Origin of the sequence: Frateuria flava, from assembly GCF_017837635.1 — a bacterium.
Taxonomy (GTDB): Bacteria; Pseudomonadota; Gammaproteobacteria; order Xanthomonadales; family Rhodanobacteraceae; genus Frateuria_A; species Frateuria_A flava.
The window spans coordinates 43791-62874 of record NZ_JAGJRS010000013.1; the positions used below are offsets into that span (position 1 = coordinate 43791).

General features: G+C 69.1%; 13 protein-coding genes. 9 read left to right on the forward strand and 4 right to left on the reverse strand.

The features are described from left to right. Positions 1 to 121: 121 nt before the first annotated feature. Positions 122 to 952, reverse strand: a complete 831-nt coding sequence (rsmI, locus tag J7I44_RS05605) for a 16S rRNA (cytidine(1402)-2'-O)-methyltransferase (protein WP_209617132.1) — start codon at positions 950 to 952, stop codon at positions 122 to 124. A gap of 87 nt (positions 953 to 1039) precedes the next feature. Between rsmI and J7I44_RS05610 the strand changes: the two genes are divergently transcribed. The 4 genes from J7I44_RS05610 (at position 1040) to J7I44_RS05625 (ending at position 5586) form a co-directional block, all read left to right on the forward strand. Next, a complete protein-coding gene (locus J7I44_RS05610; RefSeq protein WP_209617134.1) occupies positions 1040 to 2995 on the forward strand; it encodes a penicillin-binding protein activator in 1956 nt (651 codons plus the stop codon). Then, positions 2995 to 3351: a YraN family protein gene (locus tag J7I44_RS05615; protein ID WP_209617136.1), complete on the forward strand. Its 357-nt coding sequence runs from the start codon at positions 2995 to 2997 to the stop codon at positions 3349 to 3351. Before J7I44_RS05610 ends, J7I44_RS05615 begins: the two co-directional genes overlap by 1 nt. A gap of 204 nt (positions 3352 to 3555) precedes the next feature. Next, a complete protein-coding gene (locus J7I44_RS05620) occupies positions 3556 to 4926 on the forward strand; it encodes an FAD-binding oxidoreductase (RefSeq protein WP_209617138.1) in 1371 nt (456 codons plus the stop codon). A 69-nt stretch (positions 4927 to 4995) separates the two neighbouring features. Further along, a complete protein-coding gene (locus tag J7I44_RS05625) occupies positions 4996 to 5586 on the forward strand; it encodes a uracil-DNA glycosylase family protein (RefSeq protein ID WP_209617140.1) in 591 nt (196 codons plus the stop codon). Positions 5587 to 5653: 67 nt separating this feature from the next. Here J7I44_RS05625 and J7I44_RS05630 read toward each other — a convergent pair whose 3' ends face one another. Then, on the reverse strand, positions 5654 to 6277 hold the full coding sequence (locus tag J7I44_RS05630) for a LysE family transporter (protein ID WP_209617142.1): 624 nt from the start codon (positions 6275 to 6277) through the stop codon (positions 5654 to 5656). A gap of 310 nt (positions 6278 to 6587) precedes the next feature. Here J7I44_RS05630 and J7I44_RS05635 point away from each other — a divergent pair, with 310 nt between their 5' ends. The 5 genes from J7I44_RS05635 to metK all read left to right on the forward strand — a co-directional run bounded on the left by J7I44_RS05635 (position 6588) and on the right by metK (position 14629). Then, on the forward strand, positions 6588 to 7856 hold the full coding sequence (locus tag J7I44_RS05635) for a nucleoside permease (RefSeq protein WP_209617144.1): 1269 nt from the start codon (positions 6588 to 6590) through the stop codon (positions 7854 to 7856). 255 nt (positions 7857 to 8111) lie between these two features. Beyond that, on the forward strand, positions 8112 to 10232 hold the full coding sequence (locus J7I44_RS05640) for a TonB-dependent receptor (RefSeq protein ID WP_209617147.1): 2121 nt from the start codon (positions 8112 to 8114) through the stop codon (positions 10230 to 10232). A gap of 2 nt (positions 10233 to 10234) precedes the next feature. Beyond that, positions 10235 to 11383 (forward strand): PepSY-associated TM helix domain-containing protein, encoded by a 1149-nt coding sequence (locus tag J7I44_RS05645; protein WP_209617150.1) that lies wholly within the window; start codon positions 10235 to 10237, stop codon positions 11381 to 11383. A gap of 79 nt (positions 11384 to 11462) precedes the next feature. Next, a complete protein-coding gene (dusB, locus tag J7I44_RS05650) occupies positions 11463 to 12449 on the forward strand; it encodes a tRNA dihydrouridine synthase DusB (protein ID WP_209617153.1) in 987 nt (328 codons plus the stop codon). 968 nt (positions 12450 to 13417) lie between these two features. Beyond that, complete coding sequence (metK, locus tag J7I44_RS05655; RefSeq protein ID WP_209617157.1) at positions 13418 to 14629, forward strand: methionine adenosyltransferase; 1212 nt, start codon at positions 13418 to 13420, stop codon at positions 14627 to 14629. A 76-nt stretch (positions 14630 to 14705) separates the two neighbouring features. Here metK and J7I44_RS05660 read toward each other — a convergent pair whose 3' ends face one another. Next, positions 14706 to 15758 (reverse strand): D-alanyl-D-alanine carboxypeptidase family protein, encoded by a 1053-nt coding sequence (locus J7I44_RS05660; protein WP_209617160.1) that lies wholly within the window; start codon positions 15756 to 15758, stop codon positions 14706 to 14708. A 213-nt stretch (positions 15759 to 15971) separates the two neighbouring features. Beyond that, a complete protein-coding gene (locus tag J7I44_RS05665; RefSeq protein WP_209617164.1) occupies positions 15972 to 18866 on the reverse strand; it encodes a serine/threonine-protein kinase in 2895 nt (964 codons plus the stop codon). Between the last annotated feature and the right edge of the window lie 218 nt (positions 18867 to 19084).

Consider the following 19084-nt stretch of genomic DNA (forward strand, 5'->3'; position numbering starts at 1 on the left):
TGGGCGATTGTACCGGCCCGGGAGGCGGGTTTGGGGATCGGGGATTCGAAAAGGCGGGCCTCGGCAGGGTGGGCTTCAGCCCACCCTTGCCACCTGGGAGCGCCGGCGGGCTGACGCCAACCTACGACGCTTCGTAGAGGCTCTTTCTCGGCGCGCCGGTGATCGCTGCAGCAAGCTTGGCTGCCTTGGCTGGCGGCAGCTCTTCGCGCAGCAGCGCGAACACGCGTTGCCCTTCGGCCAGCCGTGCGTCCGCCTCCTCGCCGCGACCGGCCACCAGCAGCACGCACTCGCCGCGCTGCTGGTCGGGATCGCCCGCCACGCGCGTGGCCAGTTCGTCGAGCGGCTCGCCGATCACCGTTTCGAACAGCTTGGTCAGCTCACGTGCCAGCACCGCCTCGCGCCCGCCGCCAAACACCTCGCGCATGTCGGCCAGGCTTTCGGCCACGCGATGGGAGGACTCATAGAAGATGAGCGTGCGCGGCTCGCCTGCCAACGCCTGCAGCCGCCCGCGTCGCGCCGCCGCTTTCGGCGGCAGGAAGCCTTCGAACACGAAGCGGTCGCTCGGCAACCCGGCCACCGACAACGCTGCGATCGCCGCGCAGGCGCCGGGGATGGGCACGCAACGGATCCCCGCCGCGCGCGCGGCACGCACCAGCCGGAAGCCCGGGTCGCTGACCAGCGGCGTACCCGCGTCGGAAATCAACGCCACCGATTGGCCTTCGAGCATCCGTCGCACCAGCCCATCGACCACCTCGCGCTCGTTGTGTTCGTGCAGCGGCACCAACGGCACGTCGACGTTGTGGTGGACCAGAAGAGGACGACTGTGTCGCGTGTCTTCCGCGGCAATGACATCGGCCGCGCGCAGCGTGGCGATTGCGCGTGTGGACATGTCGTCGCGGTTGCCGATCGGCGTGGCGACCACCGATAGGCTTCCGGGCGGGACAGTAGGCATGGGAACTCCCAAAGGCAGTGCGCAAAGGGCGCGCAGCACGATCGGCTATGATCGCTCACCATGTCGACCACGACCAAGGGACACTCCATGCGACTGCTCCGCGCCGCCGGCCTCGGCCTGCTGATCGCCTTCGTCTCGAGCGCCTGCGTGCCGACCAAGGTGACCCGCTCGCCGCAGGAACTGGCCGCTGCGCAGCATGCCGAGCAGCTCGCCAGCCAGGGGCAGTTTGACCAGGCCATCCAGGCCTACCTCGACCTGGGCCGGCAGACCGGCGACACCGACCACTACAACATCCTGGCCGCCGAGGTGTACCGCGAGGAAGGCGCGCTCGAGCAGGCCGCGCCACTGCTCGACCAGGTCCGCCGCCCGCGCCTGCAGGGCGAGGACGCGGCCCGCTACGACCTGCTCCGCGCGGAGCTGGCGCTCGCCCACCACGACGCGCACACTGCGCTGCAGCTGACCACCCAGCCCGCGCCGGTCCCGCCGACGCTCGAACTGCGCCTGCTGGAACTTCGCGCGCGCGCCATGGAGGCCAGCGGCGACCTGTGGGGCGCCGCACGCACGCGCGTCCAGATGGATCCCCAGCTCGAAGGCCTCGACCACACGCAGAACCGCAAGCAGATCCTCGACCTGCTCGGCCGGCTGGGCGTCGAACCGCTCAAGCGCCGTGGCGCCGCCATGCAGGCAGGCGACCGCATGCTGCCGTGGATCAACGAGGCACTGACCCAGCTCGGCGTGCCGGTGGCGCAGCCGCAGCCGGACCTCGACCAGCCGGTCGGCACCATGCTGCCGGGGGCCGACGCCAACGTGCGCGAGGGCTACCGCATGCCTGCCAACGTCGCGTTGCTGCTGCCGCTCGGCGGCAATTTCGCCGGCGCCAGCGGGGCCATCCGGCAGGGCTTTTTCGCCGGTTATGCCGATGCCGCTCGCACCCACGCGCCGCGCGCCAACGTTCGCGTGTACGACAGTGGCGGCACCGCCGACGGCGCACTCAAGGCGTACCAGCAGGCCGCCAGCGACGGCGCCCAGCTGATCGTCGGCCCGCTCACCCGCGCCGAAGTCGCCGCGGTGTTCGGCCAGGCGCAGCTGCCGGTGCCGTTGCTCTCGCTCAACCATCCGGACGACAAAAGCCTGCCCGCCGCCGGCGCCACCGAGTTTGGCCTGCTGCCGGAAACCGAGGGTGCGCAGGCCGCCGACCACATGGTCGAGCGCGGCGTCCACGGCGCCTACGTGGTGGTCTCCGACGATGACTTCGCTCAGCGCGCTGCCGGCGCGTTCAAGGCCGAGTTCGAGGCTCGCGGTGGTCACGTCGCCGGCATGGCTACGTTGCCTCCGGGCAAGGTGAACTATGCCAACGCCATCGCCGGCCTGAACATGCCCACGACGGCCACGCCGCTGGCAGGCACCGAACCGGCCGAGGCCGCTTCGTCGCCCGCCGCCGCCGATGTGGAGGCCCTGCCCGCGCCGGTCGCGACCGGCGGCACCGGCGTCTTCATCAGCATGCGGCCGGAGCAGGCGCGGCTGCTGCTGCCGCAGTTGCACGTCGCGCACGTCGGCCTGCCCGTGTTCGCGACCTCGCATATCTATGCGGGCGTGGATGACGCTGCCGCCAACCGCGACCTGGACGGGGTGGAGTTCTCCGACGCGCCATGGCTGTTCGATGCCCAGCCGGGCCTGCCCAGCCACGACGCGATCGCCTCCAGGCTGCCCGCTGCACGCGGCACCTCGGCGCGGCTGTTCGCCTTCGGCATGGACGCATGGAACCTGGTGCCCTACCTCGACTGGCTGCGCGACCATCCGGGCAGCTACCTGCCCGGCGCCAGCGGCCAGCTTGCCGCCGACCAGTTCGGTCGCATCCGGCGCGTGCTGATCTGGGCGCGCTTCCAGGACGGCCTCGCCCGCCCGCTGACCGGCAGCCTGCAGCTGGACGACGTGCCCTCGTCCGCCCCGCCGGTGGACGAAGGCACCCGCACGCCGATCCCCGCGAGCTCGGCCGGGATGCCGGCCGCCACCTCGACCGCGCTTCCGCCCGCCGACCACTGATGCGCGCCTCGGGCGACGCCTTCGAACAGCGCGCCTGCCGCGAACTGGAGCGCGCGGGCCTGAAGCCGCTGGCGCGCAACTACAACACGCGCCACGGCGAGCTCGACCTGGTCATGCGCGATGGCGATACGGTGGTGTTCGTCGAGGTGCGCTACCGCGTGCGCGCCGGCCATGGGGACGCGGCAGCTTCCATCACGCGTTCCAAGCAGGAAAAGCTGATCCGCACCGCACAGCTGTGGCTGGCGGCGCATGCCCAGCACGCCAACCGGCCCTGCCGCTTTGATGTGGTGAGTTACGACGGGCCCGCTGGCGAGGCGAGGATGCACTGGCTGAAGGGCGCGTTCGAAGCCGAATGAGCCTGTTCTCGCTCCCTGGCGGCGCCGGGGGGAGAGGGCCTTTGCGTACAGGCTTCACAAGCCTGCCCCGCCCACGCGCCCCGCCCCCCCCCAGCCCTCTCCCAGCGGGGAGTGGGAGCCAAGGCGGGCGGTTGCGCTACTGTCGCCCTCATCACAACCCGCCCGCTCCCCGGCGGAGCCCGGGGGCGACGGAACGAAGAGCCCATGCCGCTACCTGACACGCTGCTGCAGACACTGCAATCGATCTTCGGCGATGCCGCGCACACCGGCCCGGCCGAGCGCCTGGCGTACGCCTACGACAACTCGCGCCTCAACGCGCAACCCGATGCGGTGGTCTTTCCCACCGAACACGCGCAGGTCGAGGCGCTGGTACGCGCCTGCCGCGAACACCGCGTCCCGCTCACCGCGCGCGGGCGCGGCAGCAACACCACCGGCGCCACGGTGCCGGTGGAAGGCGGCGTGGTCGCCAGTTTCGAGCGCATGAACCGTATCCTGCGCATCGATCCGGCCAACCGGCTGACGGTGGTCGAGCCGGGCGTGATCAACGCCGACCTGCAGCGTGCGCTGGCGCCGCACGGCCTGTTCTGGCCGCCGGACCCGAGCTCGTCGCCCTGGTGCACCATCGGCGGCAACCTCGCCTGCAATGCAGCCGGCCCGCGCGCGGTCAAGTACGGCACGCCGCGCGAGAACACGCTGGGGCTGCGCGCGGTCGCCGGCACGAGCGAGGGGTTCCGCTGCGGCACCTACACCAGCAAGGGCGCGACCGGCTATGACCTCACCCGGTTGCTGATCGGCTCGGAAGGCACGCTGGCGCTGGTCACCGAAGCGACGCTCAAGCTCACGCCCCGCCCCTCTGCCATCCGCACGTTGCGCGCGACCTATCGCGATGTCGGTGCGGCCGCGCAGGCGGTGGCGCGCATCATGGGCCAGCCGGTGACGCCCTGCGCGCTGGAGTTCATCGACGAGACGGCGCTGAAACTCGCCCACGCGCATGCCGGCAACGAGGTGCCGCTGGCCGGCGCGCTGCTGATGATCGAGGTCGATGGCGAACCGGGCACGCTCGAGGCCGCCGTCGCCGCCGTCTCGGCCGCCGCCCGCGGCGACGGCCTGGAGACCCTGCACACGGCCGCTACCGTCGAGGAGGCCCAGCGATTGTGGGCCGCGCGCAAGGCGCTCTCGCCCGCGCAGCGCACGATCGCGCCGGACAAGATCAACGAGGACGTGGTCGTTCCGGTCAGCCGCCTGCCCGAGCTGGTGCAGGGCATCCAGCGGTTGGCGGCGCGGCACGATGTGCTGGTCGTCAGTTTCGGCCACGCCGGCAATGGCAACCTCCACGTCAACCTGCTGCCGCGCGATGCGGCCGAGCGCGAACGCGCGCACGCGTGCCTGGCCGACGTCTTTGCGCTGGTGATCGCGCTCGATGGAACCTTGTCCGGCGAACACGGCATCGGCCGGATCAAGCGCGAATTCATGCCGCTTGCCTTGCAGCCGACGACGCTCCGCCTGATGGGCGAGGTCAAGCGCGCGTTCGATCCGGACGGCATCCTCAACCCGGGAAAGCTCCTGCCCGCCTGATCCTCGCAACCCGTCGCCCGAATGCATTCAAGCGCATCGGTCGCCGGCAAGCTGTGCCACCATTTCCCGATGCCTTCCGCCTTCGATCGCCTTCTCGCCGAAATCCGCGCCTGCCAGCTCTGCGCCGCCGATCTGGCACATGGCGTGCGCCCGGTGCTGCAGGCCTCGGCCACCGCACGGCTGCTGATCGTCAGCCAGGCGCCGGGCCGCAAGGTGCACGCCAGCGGCGTGCCGTTCGACGACAGGAGCGGCGAACGCCTGCGTGACTGGCTGGGCATCGACAAAGCCACCTTCTACGACGCCCGCCGCGTGGCGATCGTGCCGATGGGTTTCTGCTTTCCCGGCAGCGCGCGCGGCGCCGACCTGCCGCCGCGGCGCGAATGCGCGCCCACCTGGCATCCGCGACTGCTGCCGCTGCTGAAGAAGGTGGACCTGACCCTGGCGATCGGCCGCTACGCGCAGGTCGGCCTGCTCGGCGCGCAGGCGGGCACGAACCTCACCGACACCGTGCGCGACTGGCGCACCCACCTGGCCAACGGCGTCCTCCCGCTGCCGCACCCCAGCCCGCGCAACCAGATCTGGACCCGGCGCAACCCGTGGTTCGAGGACGAACTGTTGCCGATGTTGCGCGAACGCGTGGCCCACGCCTTGCACGCGTAGGGTGGGCTTCAGCCCACCAGACGCCCGACCGGAGCGTTGGCCTGGAGTCCACCGGACACGCCTGCGATCAGCCGCGGCGGGCGAGGATGATGTGCAGACCGAAGGCGATGAACACCGCGCCGGCGAAGCCATCGATCCACCGCGCCATCCGCAAGTAGAGGCGGCGCATTGCCGGCAAGGCAAAGAACGCCGCCACCAGCGCGAACCAGACGAAGGTCTCGGCCACGATCAGCCCCCACAGGCCCCAGCGCGTGGCCGCATCGACCCGGTCGCCAAGGAAGGCGGAGAACACGCTGCCGAAATAGACCACGACCTTGGGGTTGGCCAGGTTGGTCAGCAATCCCGCGCGCAGCGTGGCCAACTCTCCACCCGGCGTGGCCGTCCCCTGACCGTGTATCGCCGGCGCGTGCGTGAACGCACCGCGCAGCATGCGCAGCCCCATCCACATCAGGTACAGGCCGCCGGCGATCGCGACCACTTGCTGCAGCCACGCCAGCCGGTGCAGTACCAGCTGCAGGCCGAGCAACGCCAGCGCCGACCACCACGTGATCCCTAGCGTGATGCCAAGCACGCCGAACAGCGCCTGCTTGCGCGAGCGGCTGACCGCGGTCTGCGAGACGAAGAAGAAGTCCGGGCCCGGGCTGAGCAGCGCGACCAGATGGACCATGGCGATGGTGAGAAAAAGGTTCATCGGTCAACCGGCTCCATCGTCCCAGTGATTCGCGGCAGTCTAAGCTTCCCCGCCCGCGCACGGCGTCGTTCCCGCGGAAGCGGGAATCCCTTTGCGCTCTCGGGCACGGCAGGATGGTCCCGCTTTTCGCGGTTGCGCCGCAGATTCGGAAGGCCTCCATGAAGGCGGAGATCGTGCCGCCGAATCGGACCAGGCACGCTGCGCCGCGCCTTGCCCGGCCGCATCCCTTTCTCTAACCTGCCGGACTTTGCAGCCAGGGCGCACGTCCCGCGGCTTTTGCAGGGGAAAAGCACATGCGGGACTTTGCACCATGAACATCAAGCTGCGTCTGATCGTGATGAACTTCCTGCAGTTCTTCGTGTGGGGGTCGTGGCTCACCACCATCGGCGCCTACTGGTTCCAGACCCGCCACTGGGGCGGCGCCGAGTTCGGCGCGATCTTCTCCACCATGGGTATCGCCTCGCTGTTCATGCCGGCGATCACCGGCGTCATCGCCGACAAATGGATCAACGCCGAGCGCCTGTATGGCGTGCTGCACCTGGGCGGCGCGCTGATGCTGTTCATCGTGCCGACGATCGACAATCCGGCCACGCTGTTCTGGGTGATGCTGGTCAACATGTGCTTCTACATGCCGACCATCGCGCTCTCCATCACGGTGGCCTACAACGCGCTCAAGACCGAGGGCGTGGACATCGTGAAGGTGTATCCGCCGATCCGCGTGTGGGGCACGGTCGGATTCATCGTGGCGATGTGGGCGATCAGCCTGCTGCACATCGAGACCTCGCCCGAGCAGTTCCACATCGCCGGCATCGCCGCGGTACTGCTGGGTCTGTACTCGTTCTCGCTGCCGCCCTGCCCGCCGCGCGACACCCGCCACACCTCGATGATCGACGTGCTGGGCCTGCGCTCCTTCGCGCTGTTCAAGAACTACAAGATGGCCGTGTTCTTCCTGTTCGCGATGGCGCTGGGCGCCGCGCTGCAGCTGACCAACGCCTACGGCGACACCTTCCTGCACGACTTCGGCAAGGTCGATGCGTACAAGGGCCTGCTCACGGTGCGTTATCCGAACATCGTGCTGTCGATCTCGCAGATGTCCGAAACGCTGTTCATCCTGGCCATCCCGTTCTTCCTCAAGCGCTTCGGCATCAAGAAGGTGATGCTGATCAGCATGGTCGCCTGGGTGCTGCGCTTCGGCCTGTTCGCCTACGGCAACCCGGCCGAGCTTTTGTGGATGATCATCATGTCCAACATCGTCTACGGCATGGCGTTCGACTTCTTCAACATCTCCGGCTCCCTGTTCGTCGAGGGCCAGGCCGATCCGAAGATCCGCGCCAGCGCGCAGGGCCTGTTCATGCTGATGACCAACGGCGTGGGCGCGGTGCTGGGCAGCTCCATCAGCGGCCAGGTGATCGAACGCTTCTTCACCGCGCCGGACGGTGCGCTGCAGTGGCACGGCATCTGGTTGAGCTTCGCCGGCTACGCGCTGGTGGTGGCGGTGCTGTTCGTGATCCTGTTCCGCCACAAGCACATCCCGGAGAACGCGGCGCGCGCGAACCTGGGCCACCAGGCGGGGATCTGATTTTCCAGGACCCGCTTCGTGCCGAGCGCAGCCGAAGTCGAAGTCGAAGTCGAAGCATCCTTCAGCCTTCATTCCCGAACCCTTCCCCCCACAGGAGAGGGTGCCGACAGGCGGGAGAGGGTCAGGGCGGAGCGGAAAGCCCACGCTCCGCCCGAACCCCCTCCCCAACCCCGCCGAGAAGAAGGGCTCGGGGCTCGACTTGTTGTTGAGAATCATTTTCATTAGCATGCGCAGCCTTCCCCACTGGAGGCTCCCATGCCGTCGTCCGCACGCCCGCTCGCGCTCGCCCTGACCCTGGCCCTGGCGGCCCCGCTGCACGCCGCCGACGCGCCGCAGGCGACCACGCTGGAGCGGGTCGAGGTCTCCGAGAGCACCCTGCGCCTGCCGCGCAGCCAGGGCGCCCTGCCGATGACGATCACCGTGATCGATCACCAGGATCTGGCCAACCAGCTGGCGATCACGCCGGACCTGGGCGACGCCATCGGTGCGCTGGTGCCCTCCTTCGCGCCGTCCACGCAGAAGCTCTCGGTGCGCGGCCAGACCCTGCGCGGGCGCAACCCGCTGTACATGATCGACGGCGTACCGCAGTCCAGCCCGCTGCGTAACGGCTCGCGCGACGGCTACACGATCGACACGGCGATGATCGAGCGGATCGAGATCGTCGAGGGCTCCAACTCGCTGCAAGGCCTGGGTGCCGCCGGCGGCATCATCAACATCATCACCAAGCATGCGCCGGCGAGGGACGGCGTGCGCCAGGAAGTCACCCTGGACGCCAGCGCGCCCACGCAGGGCGCCGATGGGCTGGGTTACGGCGGTGCGTGGCTGATCGGCGCGCGCTCGGGCGCGTTCGACCTGGTCACCGGCGCCTCCTGGCGCGAGCGCGGCATGTACTCCGATGCGCATGGCCGGCTGATCGGCGTCGACGGCACCCAAGGCGACCTGATGGATTCGACGAGCCGGGACGGCTTCGCCAAGCTCGGCTACACCTTCGTCGGCGAGCGCCGCCTCCAGCTGACCGCCAACCGCTTCGACCTGGAAGGCAACGGCGACTACACCGCCGTCTCCGGCGACATGGATGCCGGCATCCCGACCACCTCGGTACACCAGAAGCAGCCGGGCCTGGCACCGCGCAACCGCGTGCTCACCACCAGCCTGGACTACCGCGACCCGCACCTGGCCGAGGGCGAGCTGCGCGCGCAGCTCTACCACCAGCGCAACCGCGAGCTGTTCGGCGGCGGCACCTTCGGCACGTTCCAGGACCCGGCCTACGGCCCGCTGGTGTTCGACCAGTCGCAGAACGAATCGGTCAAGGACGGCGCGCGGCTGTCGTGGTCGCGCCGCGGACTGCTCGACGACACGCTCACGGTACTGGCCGGCGCCGACGGCTACCGCGACCGCACCCATCAGTCGCTGGCACAGACTGGCCGCGACTGGGTGCCCGAAAGCACCTACACCGGCTGGGCGCCGTTCCTGCAGGCCGAGTACTGGCCGCTGCAGGCGCTGTCGATCAACGCCGGCCTGCGCCAGGAACACGGGCGGCTGGAAGTCCCTACCTTCCGCACGCTGGCATCCTACGGCGGCGTGACCGTCGAGGGCGGCTCGCGCAGCTTCAAGAAGACGCTGCCGAACATCGGCGCGGTCTGGTACCTCACCGACGCGCTCAACCTGTTCGCCAGCTACGCCGAGGGCTACACACTGCCCGACGTCGGCCGCGTGCTGCGCGCGATCAGCGTGCCGGGCCAGCGCGTGAATGAATTCCTCGACCTCAAGCCGGTGGTGTCGGACAACCGCGAGGTGGGCGCCGAGTACGCGGGCGCCGTTTTCAACGCTCGCGTCAGCTACTGGACCTCGACCTCGAAGCTAGGCGCCCTGCTCGTCTTCGACGCGCCCAACCAGGTCTACAACGTGGCCCGCCAGCGCACCGAGATCAGCGGCTGGGAAGCACGCGCCGGCTGGACGCCGCGCGAAGGCACGCGAATCGATGCGTCCTATGCGATCAACCACGGACGCTCCGACCGCAACGGTGATGGCCAGGTCGATTCGGACCTCGATGGCGCCAACATCGCGCCGAACCGGCTGAACCTGTCGTGGACCCAGCGCTGGAACGACGCGCTGTCGAGCTACCTGCAGCTGTCGCGCCTGGCCAGCCGCGGCTTCGCCACGCTGGGCAGGCGCACGGCGCACTTCGACGGTTACGTCACCGCCGATGCCTACGTGAAGTGGCAGGCCGGCGCGGCCGGCGACTGGACGCTGGGCGTGCAGAACCTCGCCAACAGGCAGTACATCAACTATGTCTCGCAGACGGTGGGCGACGACGACTCCTACTTCGCCGGTCGCGGGCGCACTGTCTCGCTCACCTGGCAGCAGGTGTTCTGAGCATGCTCGATAGAGTCAAGCGCGATCCCGTCCGCCAGGTGGCTCCGGCGCGTTCCGCGTTCAGCCTGCGTCACTGGCTGCGCAAGCTGCATCTGTGGCTGGGCCTGAGCCTGGGCACGGTGTTCGCCCTGATAGCGCTGAGCGGCAGCGTGCTGGCGCTGCAGGGACCGCTGCTGCGCGCGCTGCACCCGGAGCTTGCGGCGCACACCCTGCCCACGCCGGCACAGGAGGCGGCGGTACTCGAGCGCATCGCGCGCGAGTGGTCGCCGCAGGGACTGCGCAGCGCCGACTTTCCGGATACCGAGCTCCCCGTGTGGCAGCTCTACTTCAACGGCGGCGTGCGCCGCTACCTGGATCCTGCCAGCGGCGAGCTGCTGCTCACCCGCACGCCGGGCAACGACGTGCTGCTTGCCCTGCGCGACTGGCACACGCATCTGCTCGCCGGCCACGCGGGCGAGACCTGGCTCGGCGTGCTCGGTTGGTTCAGCCTGTTCCTGCTGGTCTCGGGCGTGGTGCTGTGGTGGCCAGGGCGCGGCCGCGTCATGGCGCATCTGAAACCCCACGCGCAACCGCCGGTACGGCGCTGGCTGAGCTGGCACCGCAGCCTCGGCGCGCTGAGCCTGCCGGTGGTATTGCTGGTGACCCTGACCGGCACGCTGATGTGCTACCACGCGGGCACCCGTCAGGCGCTGCAGGGCCTGTTCGGCGATAGGCCGGAACCGCCGCAGCCCGCGGCCATCGCCCTGCGCCAGGATCCGATCGACTGGCCGACCGTGCTGGCTGCCGCGAGGCAGGCGCTGCCGGACGCGGCGCTGGGCCGGCTCTCCCTCCCGAGCGAGCGGGACGGCCGCGTAACCCTGCGCGTGCGCATGCCGGGCGAATGGAATCCCACTGGCCGGAGCACGCTCTGGATCGATCCGTACCAGGCGCGCGTGCTGGGGGTCTCCGACGCCATGCGCGCCGACACCGGCGTGCAGGTGAACAACGCGATCTACCCGCTCCACGCCGGCACCACCGGTCCGCTCTGGCGGACGCTGGTGGTCGTCTCCGGGCTGCTGCCGCCCTTCTTCCTGGCGACCGGCTTCCTTTTCTGGCGCGCCCGCACGAGGCGGCGTGCCGAAGCCGAGACCCTATCGAGCCCACGTCCGTAGGGTCGGCTTGAGTCCACCGCCCGACCGGAAAAAAACGATCGGCTCAGGCCCACCCTGCAGGACCTCGTACAATGGCCGGATGCAGATCGGACCCTACCGCATCGACCCGCCCGTGGTGCTCGCGCCCATGGCCGGGGTCACCGACAAGCCTTTCCGCCTGCTGTGCAAACGGCTGGGCGCGGGCTTGGCCGTATCGGAGATGACCACGGCCGATCCGAAGCTCTGGCACACCCGCAAGTCGCTGCATCGCATGGACCACGCCGGCGAACCCGAGCCGGTCAGCGTGCAGATCGCCGGCTACGACCCGGGCATGCTGGCCGAGGCGGCGCGCTTCAACGTGGCCAACGGCGCGCAGATGATCGACATCAACATGGGCTGCCCAGCCAAGAAGGTTTGCAACGTGTGGTCGGGTTCGGCGCTGCTGCAGGACGAGCCGCTTGTGGCGCGCATATGCAAGGCAGTGGCCGACGCCGTGGAAGTGCCGGTGACCCTGAAGATCCGCACCGGGTGGGACCGCGAGCACAGGAACGCGCTCAGCATCGCGCGCATCGCCGAAGACAGCGGCATCGCCGCGCTCTCGGTGCACGGACGCACCCGCGCGGACAAGTACGAAGGCGAAGCCGAGTACGACACCATCGCCGCGGTGAAGGCGGCCGTGCATATTCCGGTGCTCGCCAACGGCGACGTCACCAGCCCCGAGCGTGCCCGCCACGTGCTCGACGTCACCGGCGCGGATGCCGTGATGATCGGACGCGGCGCGCAAGGGCGACCGTGGATCTTCCGCGAAGTCGCGCACTACCTGGCCACCGGCGAGAAGCTGCCCGAGCCCGCGCCGGCCGAAATCGCCGCCATCCTGCTCGGCCACCTGGAGCACCTGTACGCCTTCTACGGCGAACATGCCGGCGTGCGCATCGCGCGCAAGCATTTGGGTTGGTATGCCAAGGACCGGCCGGAGAACGCGGCCTTCCGGCACGTGGTCAACCGTGCCGAAACCGCCAATGAGCAGTTGCGCCTGACCGCCGACTATTTCGCCGGCCTTGGCGAGCTCCAGCGCGCCGCCGCCTGACACCTCGCCTCTACGAGCCCTCTCCGGGGAGAGGGTTGGGTGAGGGGCCGGGGCTCGCGGGAAACTTCCATACAGGCCGTGCTTCCCTCTATAGCTCGCACCCGCTCCCGTGGTCGCAAGACTGACCCCTCACCCCAGCCCTCTCCCCGGAGGGGAGAGGGCGCAGGCGCGCGGCGGCGCATGCGTCCTCATCTCGCCGATACGAGCCCTCTCCCCTCCGGGGAGAGGGTTGGGTGAGGGGCCGGGGCTCGCGGGAAACTTCCATACAGGCCGTACTTCCCTCCAAAAGCTCGCACCCGCTCCCATGGTCGCAAGACTGACCCCTCACCCCAGCCCTCTCCCCGGAGGGGAGAGGGAGCAGGCTCGCGGCCGCGCATGCGTCCTCATCTCGCCGATACGAGCCCTCTCCCCTCCGGGGAGAGGGTTGGGTGAGGGGCCGGGGCTCGCGGGAAACTTCCATACAGGCCGTGCTTGTCTCTAAAAGCTCACACCCGCTGCCATGGTCGCAAGGTTGCCCCCTCACCCCAGCCCTCTCCCCGGAGGGGAGAGGGAGCAGGCTCGCGGCGGCGCATGCGTCCTCATCTCGCCGATACGAACCCTCTCCCCTCCGGGGAGAGGGTTGGGTGAGGGGCCGGGGCTCGCGGGAAACTTCCATACAGGCCGTGCTTCCCTCTAAAGCTCGCACCCGCTGCCATGGTCGCAAGACTGACCCCTCACCCCAGCCCTCCCCCCCCGGAGGGGAGAGGGCGCAGGCGCGCGGCGGCGCATGCGTCCTCGTCTCGTCGATACCAGCCTTCTCCCGGAGGGAGAGGCGCCGGGCACCCCATTTGGCCGTCCAGCCGTCTGCCGCCTGAACGGGTATGAAACCTTCCCCCCCGGGTAGTACGCTGGCCTGCAAACCGTAGCCGCCGCGTGTATCATGCGCGGCTTCTTTATCTCTGTATCCGAAAGGAAGGATATAACCCGCGATGAGCAACTACCTCTTCACCTCCGAGTCGGTCTCCGAAGGCCATCCCGACAAGGTCGCCGACCAGATCTCCGACGCCGTCCTCGACGCGATCCTTGCGCAGGACCCGCGCGCGCGCGTGGCGTGCGAGACCATGGTGAAGACCGGCGTGGCGATCGTCGCCGGCGAGATCACCACGTCCGCCTGGATCGACCTGGAGGGCCTGACCCGCAAGGTGATCCTGGACATCGGCTATGACTCCTCCGAGGTCGGTTTCGATGGCGCCACCTGCGGCGTGCTCAACCTGATCGGCAAGCAGTCGCCCGACATCAACCAGGGCGTGGACCGCAAGAAGCCCGAGGAACAGGGCGCCGGCGACCAGGGCCTGATGTTCGGCTACGCCACCAATGAAACGCGCGACTTCATGCCGGCGGCGATCTACTACTCGCACCGCCTGGTCGAGCAGCAGGCCAAGATCCGCAAGAAGAAGAATTCGCCGCTGCCGTGGCTGCGTCCGGACGCCAAGAGCCAGGTGACCCTGCGCTACGAGAACGACGTGGCCGTCGCCATCGACGCCGTCGTGCTCTCGACGCAGCACGACCCGGGCATCAAGCAGAAGGATCTGGTGGAGGCGGTGCGCGAGGAGATCCTCAAGCCCGTGCTGCCGGCCAAGCTGCTGCACAAGGGCACCAAGTTCCATATCAACCCGACCGGCAAGTTCGTGATCGGCGGCCCGGTGGGCGACTGCGGCCTGACCGGCCGCAAGATCATCGTCGACACCTACGGTGGCTGGGCCCGTCACGGTGGTGGCGCGTTCTCGGGCAAGGATCCGTCCAAGGTCGACCGCTCGGCCGCGTATGCGGCGCGCTACGTCGCCAAGAACGTCGTGGCCGCCGGCCTGGCCGACCGCTGCGAGGTGCAGGTCTCCTACGCGATCGGCGTGGCCGAGCCGACCTCGATCTCGGTGACCACCTTCGGCACCGGCAAGATTCCGGACGAGAAGATCGAAAAGCTGATCCGCAAGCACTTCGACCTGCGTCCGTACGGCATCATCAAGATGCTCGACCTGATCCACCCGATGTACCAGCAGACCGCCAGCTACGGCCACTTCGGTCGCCAGCCCTACGAGATGAAGGCCGCCGACGGCTCGACCTTCACCGCGTTCTCGTGGGAGAAGACCGACAAGGCCGAGGCGCTGCGCGCCGACGCCGGCCTGGGCGGCAAGCGCAAGTAAGCGCTTCAGCGCGACAAAAAAAAAACCCGCGGTTCGCCGCGGGTTTTTTATGTGCGTCAGTACGGTCGGCGCAAGCTCAGTCGTCGCCACCCCTGGCGGCCGCGGGCTTGCTCTTGCGATCGGCCAGCTTGACCCGGTGATGGCTCGCGCGGTGGCTGGATCGACGCGCGGTCGCCGTCTTGCCATGGCGCTTGGCGTGCCGCGTGGCCGCCGCCGGCGCCGGATCGGCCTCGGCGTTGGCGATGGGCGAAAGCGCGGCCAGCACGCGATGGGCCACGCCTGTGGCCGGCTGGCCGGTGGCAGCCAGGGCAGCCGCCGCTTCGCTCTGCTCGAAGCCGGCATCAAGCAGGCTTGCCATCAGCCGGTCGCGCTTGGCCGCGGTGCGACCACCCAGCACGACGGCGAACAGGCGGTGACCATCGCGCACGGCGGTGGAAGCGAGGTTGAAACCCGAGGCGGCGATGTAACCGGTCTTCAGGCCGTCCATGCCCTCGTAACGTTCCATCAGATGGTTGTGGCCGTGCACCACACGCCCCTGGAACGTGAACTCGGTGGTCGAGAAGTAGTGCGCGTACTGCGGGAAGTCGCGGTACAGCGCCATGGCCAGCGTCAGCAGGTCGCGCGCGGTCGAGAAGTTCTTCGGGTCGGGCAGGCCCGAGGCATTGTCGAAATGCGTGCTGGCCATGCCGAGCAGCGCTGCCTGGGCGTTCATCATGTCGGCAAAGCCCGCTTCCGAACCGCCAATGCTTTCGGCCGCCACGGAGGCCGCGTCGTTGGCCGACTTGGTCACCATCGCCAGGATGCAGTCCTGCACCGAAATGTTCTGGCCCGGGCGCAGGCCGAGCTTGCTCGGTTCCCGGTTGGACGCCCAGCGGGACACCGGCAGGTTGTCCTCGAGCGTGAGGCGGCCGGCTTTGAGCTCACGGAAGGTGAGGTAGAGCGTCATCATCTTGGTCAGCGAGGCCGGGTAGTTCTGCTCGTCGGCATTGACCTGCCCCAGCACGCGTCCGGTGGTGGCGTCCACCACGATGGCCGCCTGGCCGGCATGGGCCACGCTGGCGACCAGCCACAACAGGGCGACCATCCACAGCGCGCCGAGCCTGTTGAGCGAAAGCGATTCTGAATTCACACCGTTGTTCCCCGCCGCCGCCGACGACGTCATGTAGCGTTGAACTAACCTTAATGCAGGGCGCCTCCGAATTGCCAGAAGTTCGTCCTGCAAATGGCTGTTGCGGCGAGATTTTGTTTCAAGGTGTCGAATCTATCCGGTCGAGCTCGCTTGGCCGCGGGCCCGATTTTCGGGCGCTCGGGAGGCCGCGCGTCCGGCGAGCGATGCGAAGGCTCAGTTGTCGCCCGCGGATGCAGGCAGGCGCGACGCCCGGTCGTCGACCGCCTCCATCGCCTCTTCGCGCACGCTGCGCATGCCGGCGTTGAGCGTTTCGGGCTTCATCGCGATCACCGGCTGCAGGTAGGTGGTGAGCACGTGCCGCGCGCCGGCCGCATCGTCCAGCTTGCGCAGCACCACGTACAGCCGCGAGGCGCTCTCGATGGTGTGCGCGTCGGTGTCGCCCAGCGTGCGTGCGCGGCCCTCCAGCGCCCTGGCATGGGCATCGCGCGCGCGCAGCCAGTGGCCGGCGCTGGTCTCGATCCGGCCGATCAGGTCGTAGGTCGCCAGCGTCATCGGATGATCCTCGCCGAGCTGGCGGCGCAGCGCATCGAGCACCTGCTCGCCCTGCTTGCTGGCCTCGACGTACTGGCCGTTGCCACACAGCAGACTGGCCAGGCTGCCACGCGCATACAGGGTGCTGAAGTGGTCCGGGCCGAGCGTGCGGGTGCGGCCGGCCAGTATCTCGCGCTCCATGGCGATGGCCTCGGGGTAGCGGTCCTGCTTGGACAGCAGTCGCACCATGTCGGTCATGGCATCGAGCGTTTGCGGATTGTCCGACCCGAGCACGCGCCGGTACGCCTGGATGATCGTGTCCAGGCGCGCGTGCACTTGCGCCAGGGTCGTCGGGTCGAGCGCAAGGCGCACCTCGTTCGATGCCGCCAGCGCGCGCGCCTGCAAGGTCAGCGGATGGTCGGCGCCCAGGCGGCGTTGGCGTATCGCCGCCACGTCCTGTGCCAGGGCGAGCGAGCGCTCGTATTTGTTTTCCTGCGAGAACAGCAGCCGGGCCAGGGTGAGCGTGGTGGCCAGCGTTTCCGGATGTTCGGCGCCGAACGCCTGCCGGTACAGCGGCACCAGGTATTCCAGTTCGGCCCGGGCGCGGCTGCGCTCGCCCAGTTGGGTGAGCGTTTCCACGCGATCACGGCGCAGCCGCAGCAGGCCTTCGTCGGTGGCGGGAAGACGTGGCGCCAGTCCGGCGTAGAGCGCCTCCTGCCGGTTCAGTGCCTGTCCGAGGTGGCCCTGCGCGGCAAGCACGCGTGCCCGCCCGGACAGCACGGCCACCTGCAGCGGATCGGCCGGCGACAAGGCCGCTGCCGCCGGCAACGCGGCGTCGTAGACCTGCGCCGCCTGGTCGATCTGGCCGCCGCGGTAAAGCGCATCGGCCAGATCGGCGCGCGCGGACACCAGCGCCTTGTCGCCCGCGGGCAGGCGCTGCAGCCGCACCTTCACCACAGTGCGCAGCTCCTCGGCCGCGTGCGCATAGCTGCCGATGGTCAACAGCACCCGGGCCAGCGACTGGCGCATGTCGGCAGCCGGCAGCGGCGAGTCCGCGAAGTCGTGGTCGAGCCGGGCCAACGCATGGCTCACCACATAGGTATCCAGCGCAGCGCTGGCCGATCCGGAAGCATCGATGCCGGCAAGCGCCTGCTCCAGTTGCTTGCGATCGATGGCGTGCGCGCCCAGTGCATCGAAGCGCGCGAGTACGCGGATGCGCTCGTCGTGGGTCAGCGCGTGCCCCATCGCGTCGATGTCCACGCTCTGCAACATGGACTGCTGGAAATCGACCATCCGCTCGAGATCGTGCTGACGCTGCTCGGCCAGCCGCTGCGCCTGGCGTGTCTGCGCCAGCGCAAGCAGCGAAGCGGTGAGGCCGGCCAGCACGGCGGCCAGCACCATCCCCGCGGCCGCCAGCGGCCAACGGTTGCGCTGGACGTAGCGGCGCAGCCGGTACCACTGGCGGCCACGGCGCGCCTTGACCGGCCGATGCGCGAGGTAATGGCGCAGATCCTGGGCGAATTCGGCGACGGTCGCGTAGCGCTGGCTGACCTGCCGGCGCAGCGCCTTGAGCACGATCGCATCGACATCGGCCGGGATCGACTTCGAGGCCCTGCGCTGGTTGGCCGGCGCCGTGCGCAGACTGCGGCTGGGCGCCTCGACCTGGCCGCCGATGATCGCGTTGGACAACAGGTGCGGCGTGACCAGGTGCTGGTAGGGACGGCGCCCGGCGATCAGCTGGTACAGCACCACGCCCAGCGAATAGACGTCCGCGCCCGTGGTCAGCGGCTGCTGCTCGATCTGTTCGGGGCTGGCGTAGGCCAGCGTCAGCGCGTGCGCCGCGGTGGCGGTGGCAAGCACCTGTCCGCCCTCCTCGATGAGGCGCGCGATGCCGAAATCCAGCAGCTTGGGAACGCCATCGGCAGTGACCAGGATATTGGCCGGCTTGATGTCGCGATGGATCACCAGGTTGCGATGGGCGAACTCGACCGCATCGCACACCTTCAGAAAAAGCACGATGCGTTCGTTCAGCGACAGCGTGTGCGCATCGCACCACTCGTCGATGCGTCGGCCTTCGACGTATTCCATCGCCAGGAACGGTTGGCCGCCATCCATGACGCCGCCGTCGAGCAGGCGCGCGATGCCGGGGTGTTCCAGCCGCGCCAGCAGTCGGCGTTCCTGGCTGAAGCGCTCGTGCAGGATCGGCGAGCCCTGCGCGGACGCATTCAGGAACTTCAGCGCGACCTGCTGGGTGAAGCCCTCGTCGCAGCGCTCGGCCAGGTAGACCATGCCCATGCCGCCCTCGCCGAGCATGCGCAGGATGCGGTAGTTGCGCGGGGCCGTGGCCTGCGCCTGCTGGCCGCTCAGATCGGGCGGGACGGCCGCCGGCGAAAACGGCAGCGTGGCGGTATGCGTGCGCTCGATCGCCTCGAGCATCCAGCGCACCTCGCGCTCGAGTTCGGTGTCCTTGCCCACGTGCTCGCCGATCAGCGCATCGCGCGCGGACGCATGCACGTCCATCGCCGCCATGGCGATGCGCTTGGCTTCAACGTAGCGATCGGTCAGCTGCCCTGCCATGCGATCCCCCGGTCCCGGCGGGGATTATGGTGCCGGTTTCACATGGAAATCACATGTCGCGGCATCCAGGTATCCCGCCGGATAGGGCCGCCCGCCGAGGCCGAGGGCTCCTGGATCGGCAAAGCCCCTTGCAGGAGCGCAACCTGTAGGCGACCGGGAAGCCTGGAAGTCGCGCACAGGCTGCGCTCGTGCAGGTCTTCCATCAGGCCAAGGTTCGC

What these genes read in the sequence shown, in the direction of transcription:
- J7I44_RS05630 (WP_209617142.1), bottom strand. Translation starts at nt 6,277, where the DNA reads ATGAACCTTTTTCTCACCATCGCCATGGTCCATCTGGTCGCGCTGCTC.
- J7I44_RS05640 (WP_209617147.1), top strand. Translation starts at nt 8,112, where the DNA reads ATGCCGTCGTCCGCACGCCCGCTCGCGCTCGCCCTGACCCTGGCCCTG.
- J7I44_RS05625 (WP_209617140.1), top strand. Translation starts at nt 4,996, where the DNA reads ATGCCTTCCGCCTTCGATCGCCTTCTCGCCGAAATCCGCGCCTGCCAG.
- J7I44_RS05620 (WP_209617138.1), top strand. Translation starts at nt 3,556, where the DNA reads ATGCCGCTACCTGACACGCTGCTGCAGACACTGCAATCGATCTTCGGC.
- J7I44_RS05610 (WP_209617134.1), top strand. Translation starts at nt 1,040, where the DNA reads ATGCGACTGCTCCGCGCCGCCGGCCTCGGCCTGCTGATCGCCTTCGTC.
- metK (WP_209617157.1), top strand. Translation starts at nt 13,418, where the DNA reads ATGAGCAACTACCTCTTCACCTCCGAGTCGGTCTCCGAAGGCCATCCC.
- J7I44_RS05635 (WP_209617144.1), top strand. Translation starts at nt 6,588, where the DNA reads ATGAACATCAAGCTGCGTCTGATCGTGATGAACTTCCTGCAGTTCTTC.
- J7I44_RS05615 (WP_209617136.1), top strand. Translation starts at nt 2,995, where the DNA reads ATGCGCGCCTCGGGCGACGCCTTCGAACAGCGCGCCTGCCGCGAACTG.
- J7I44_RS05665 (WP_209617164.1), bottom strand. Translation starts at nt 18,866, where the DNA reads ATGGCAGGGCAGCTGACCGATCGCTACGTTGAAGCCAAGCGCATCGCC.
- rsmI (WP_209617132.1), bottom strand. Translation starts at nt 952, where the DNA reads ATGCCTACTGTCCCGCCCGGAAGCCTATCGGTGGTCGCCACGCCGATC.
- dusB (WP_209617153.1), top strand. Translation starts at nt 11,463, where the DNA reads ATGCAGATCGGACCCTACCGCATCGACCCGCCCGTGGTGCTCGCGCCC.
- J7I44_RS05645 (WP_209617150.1), top strand. Translation starts at nt 10,235, where the DNA reads ATGCTCGATAGAGTCAAGCGCGATCCCGTCCGCCAGGTGGCTCCGGCG.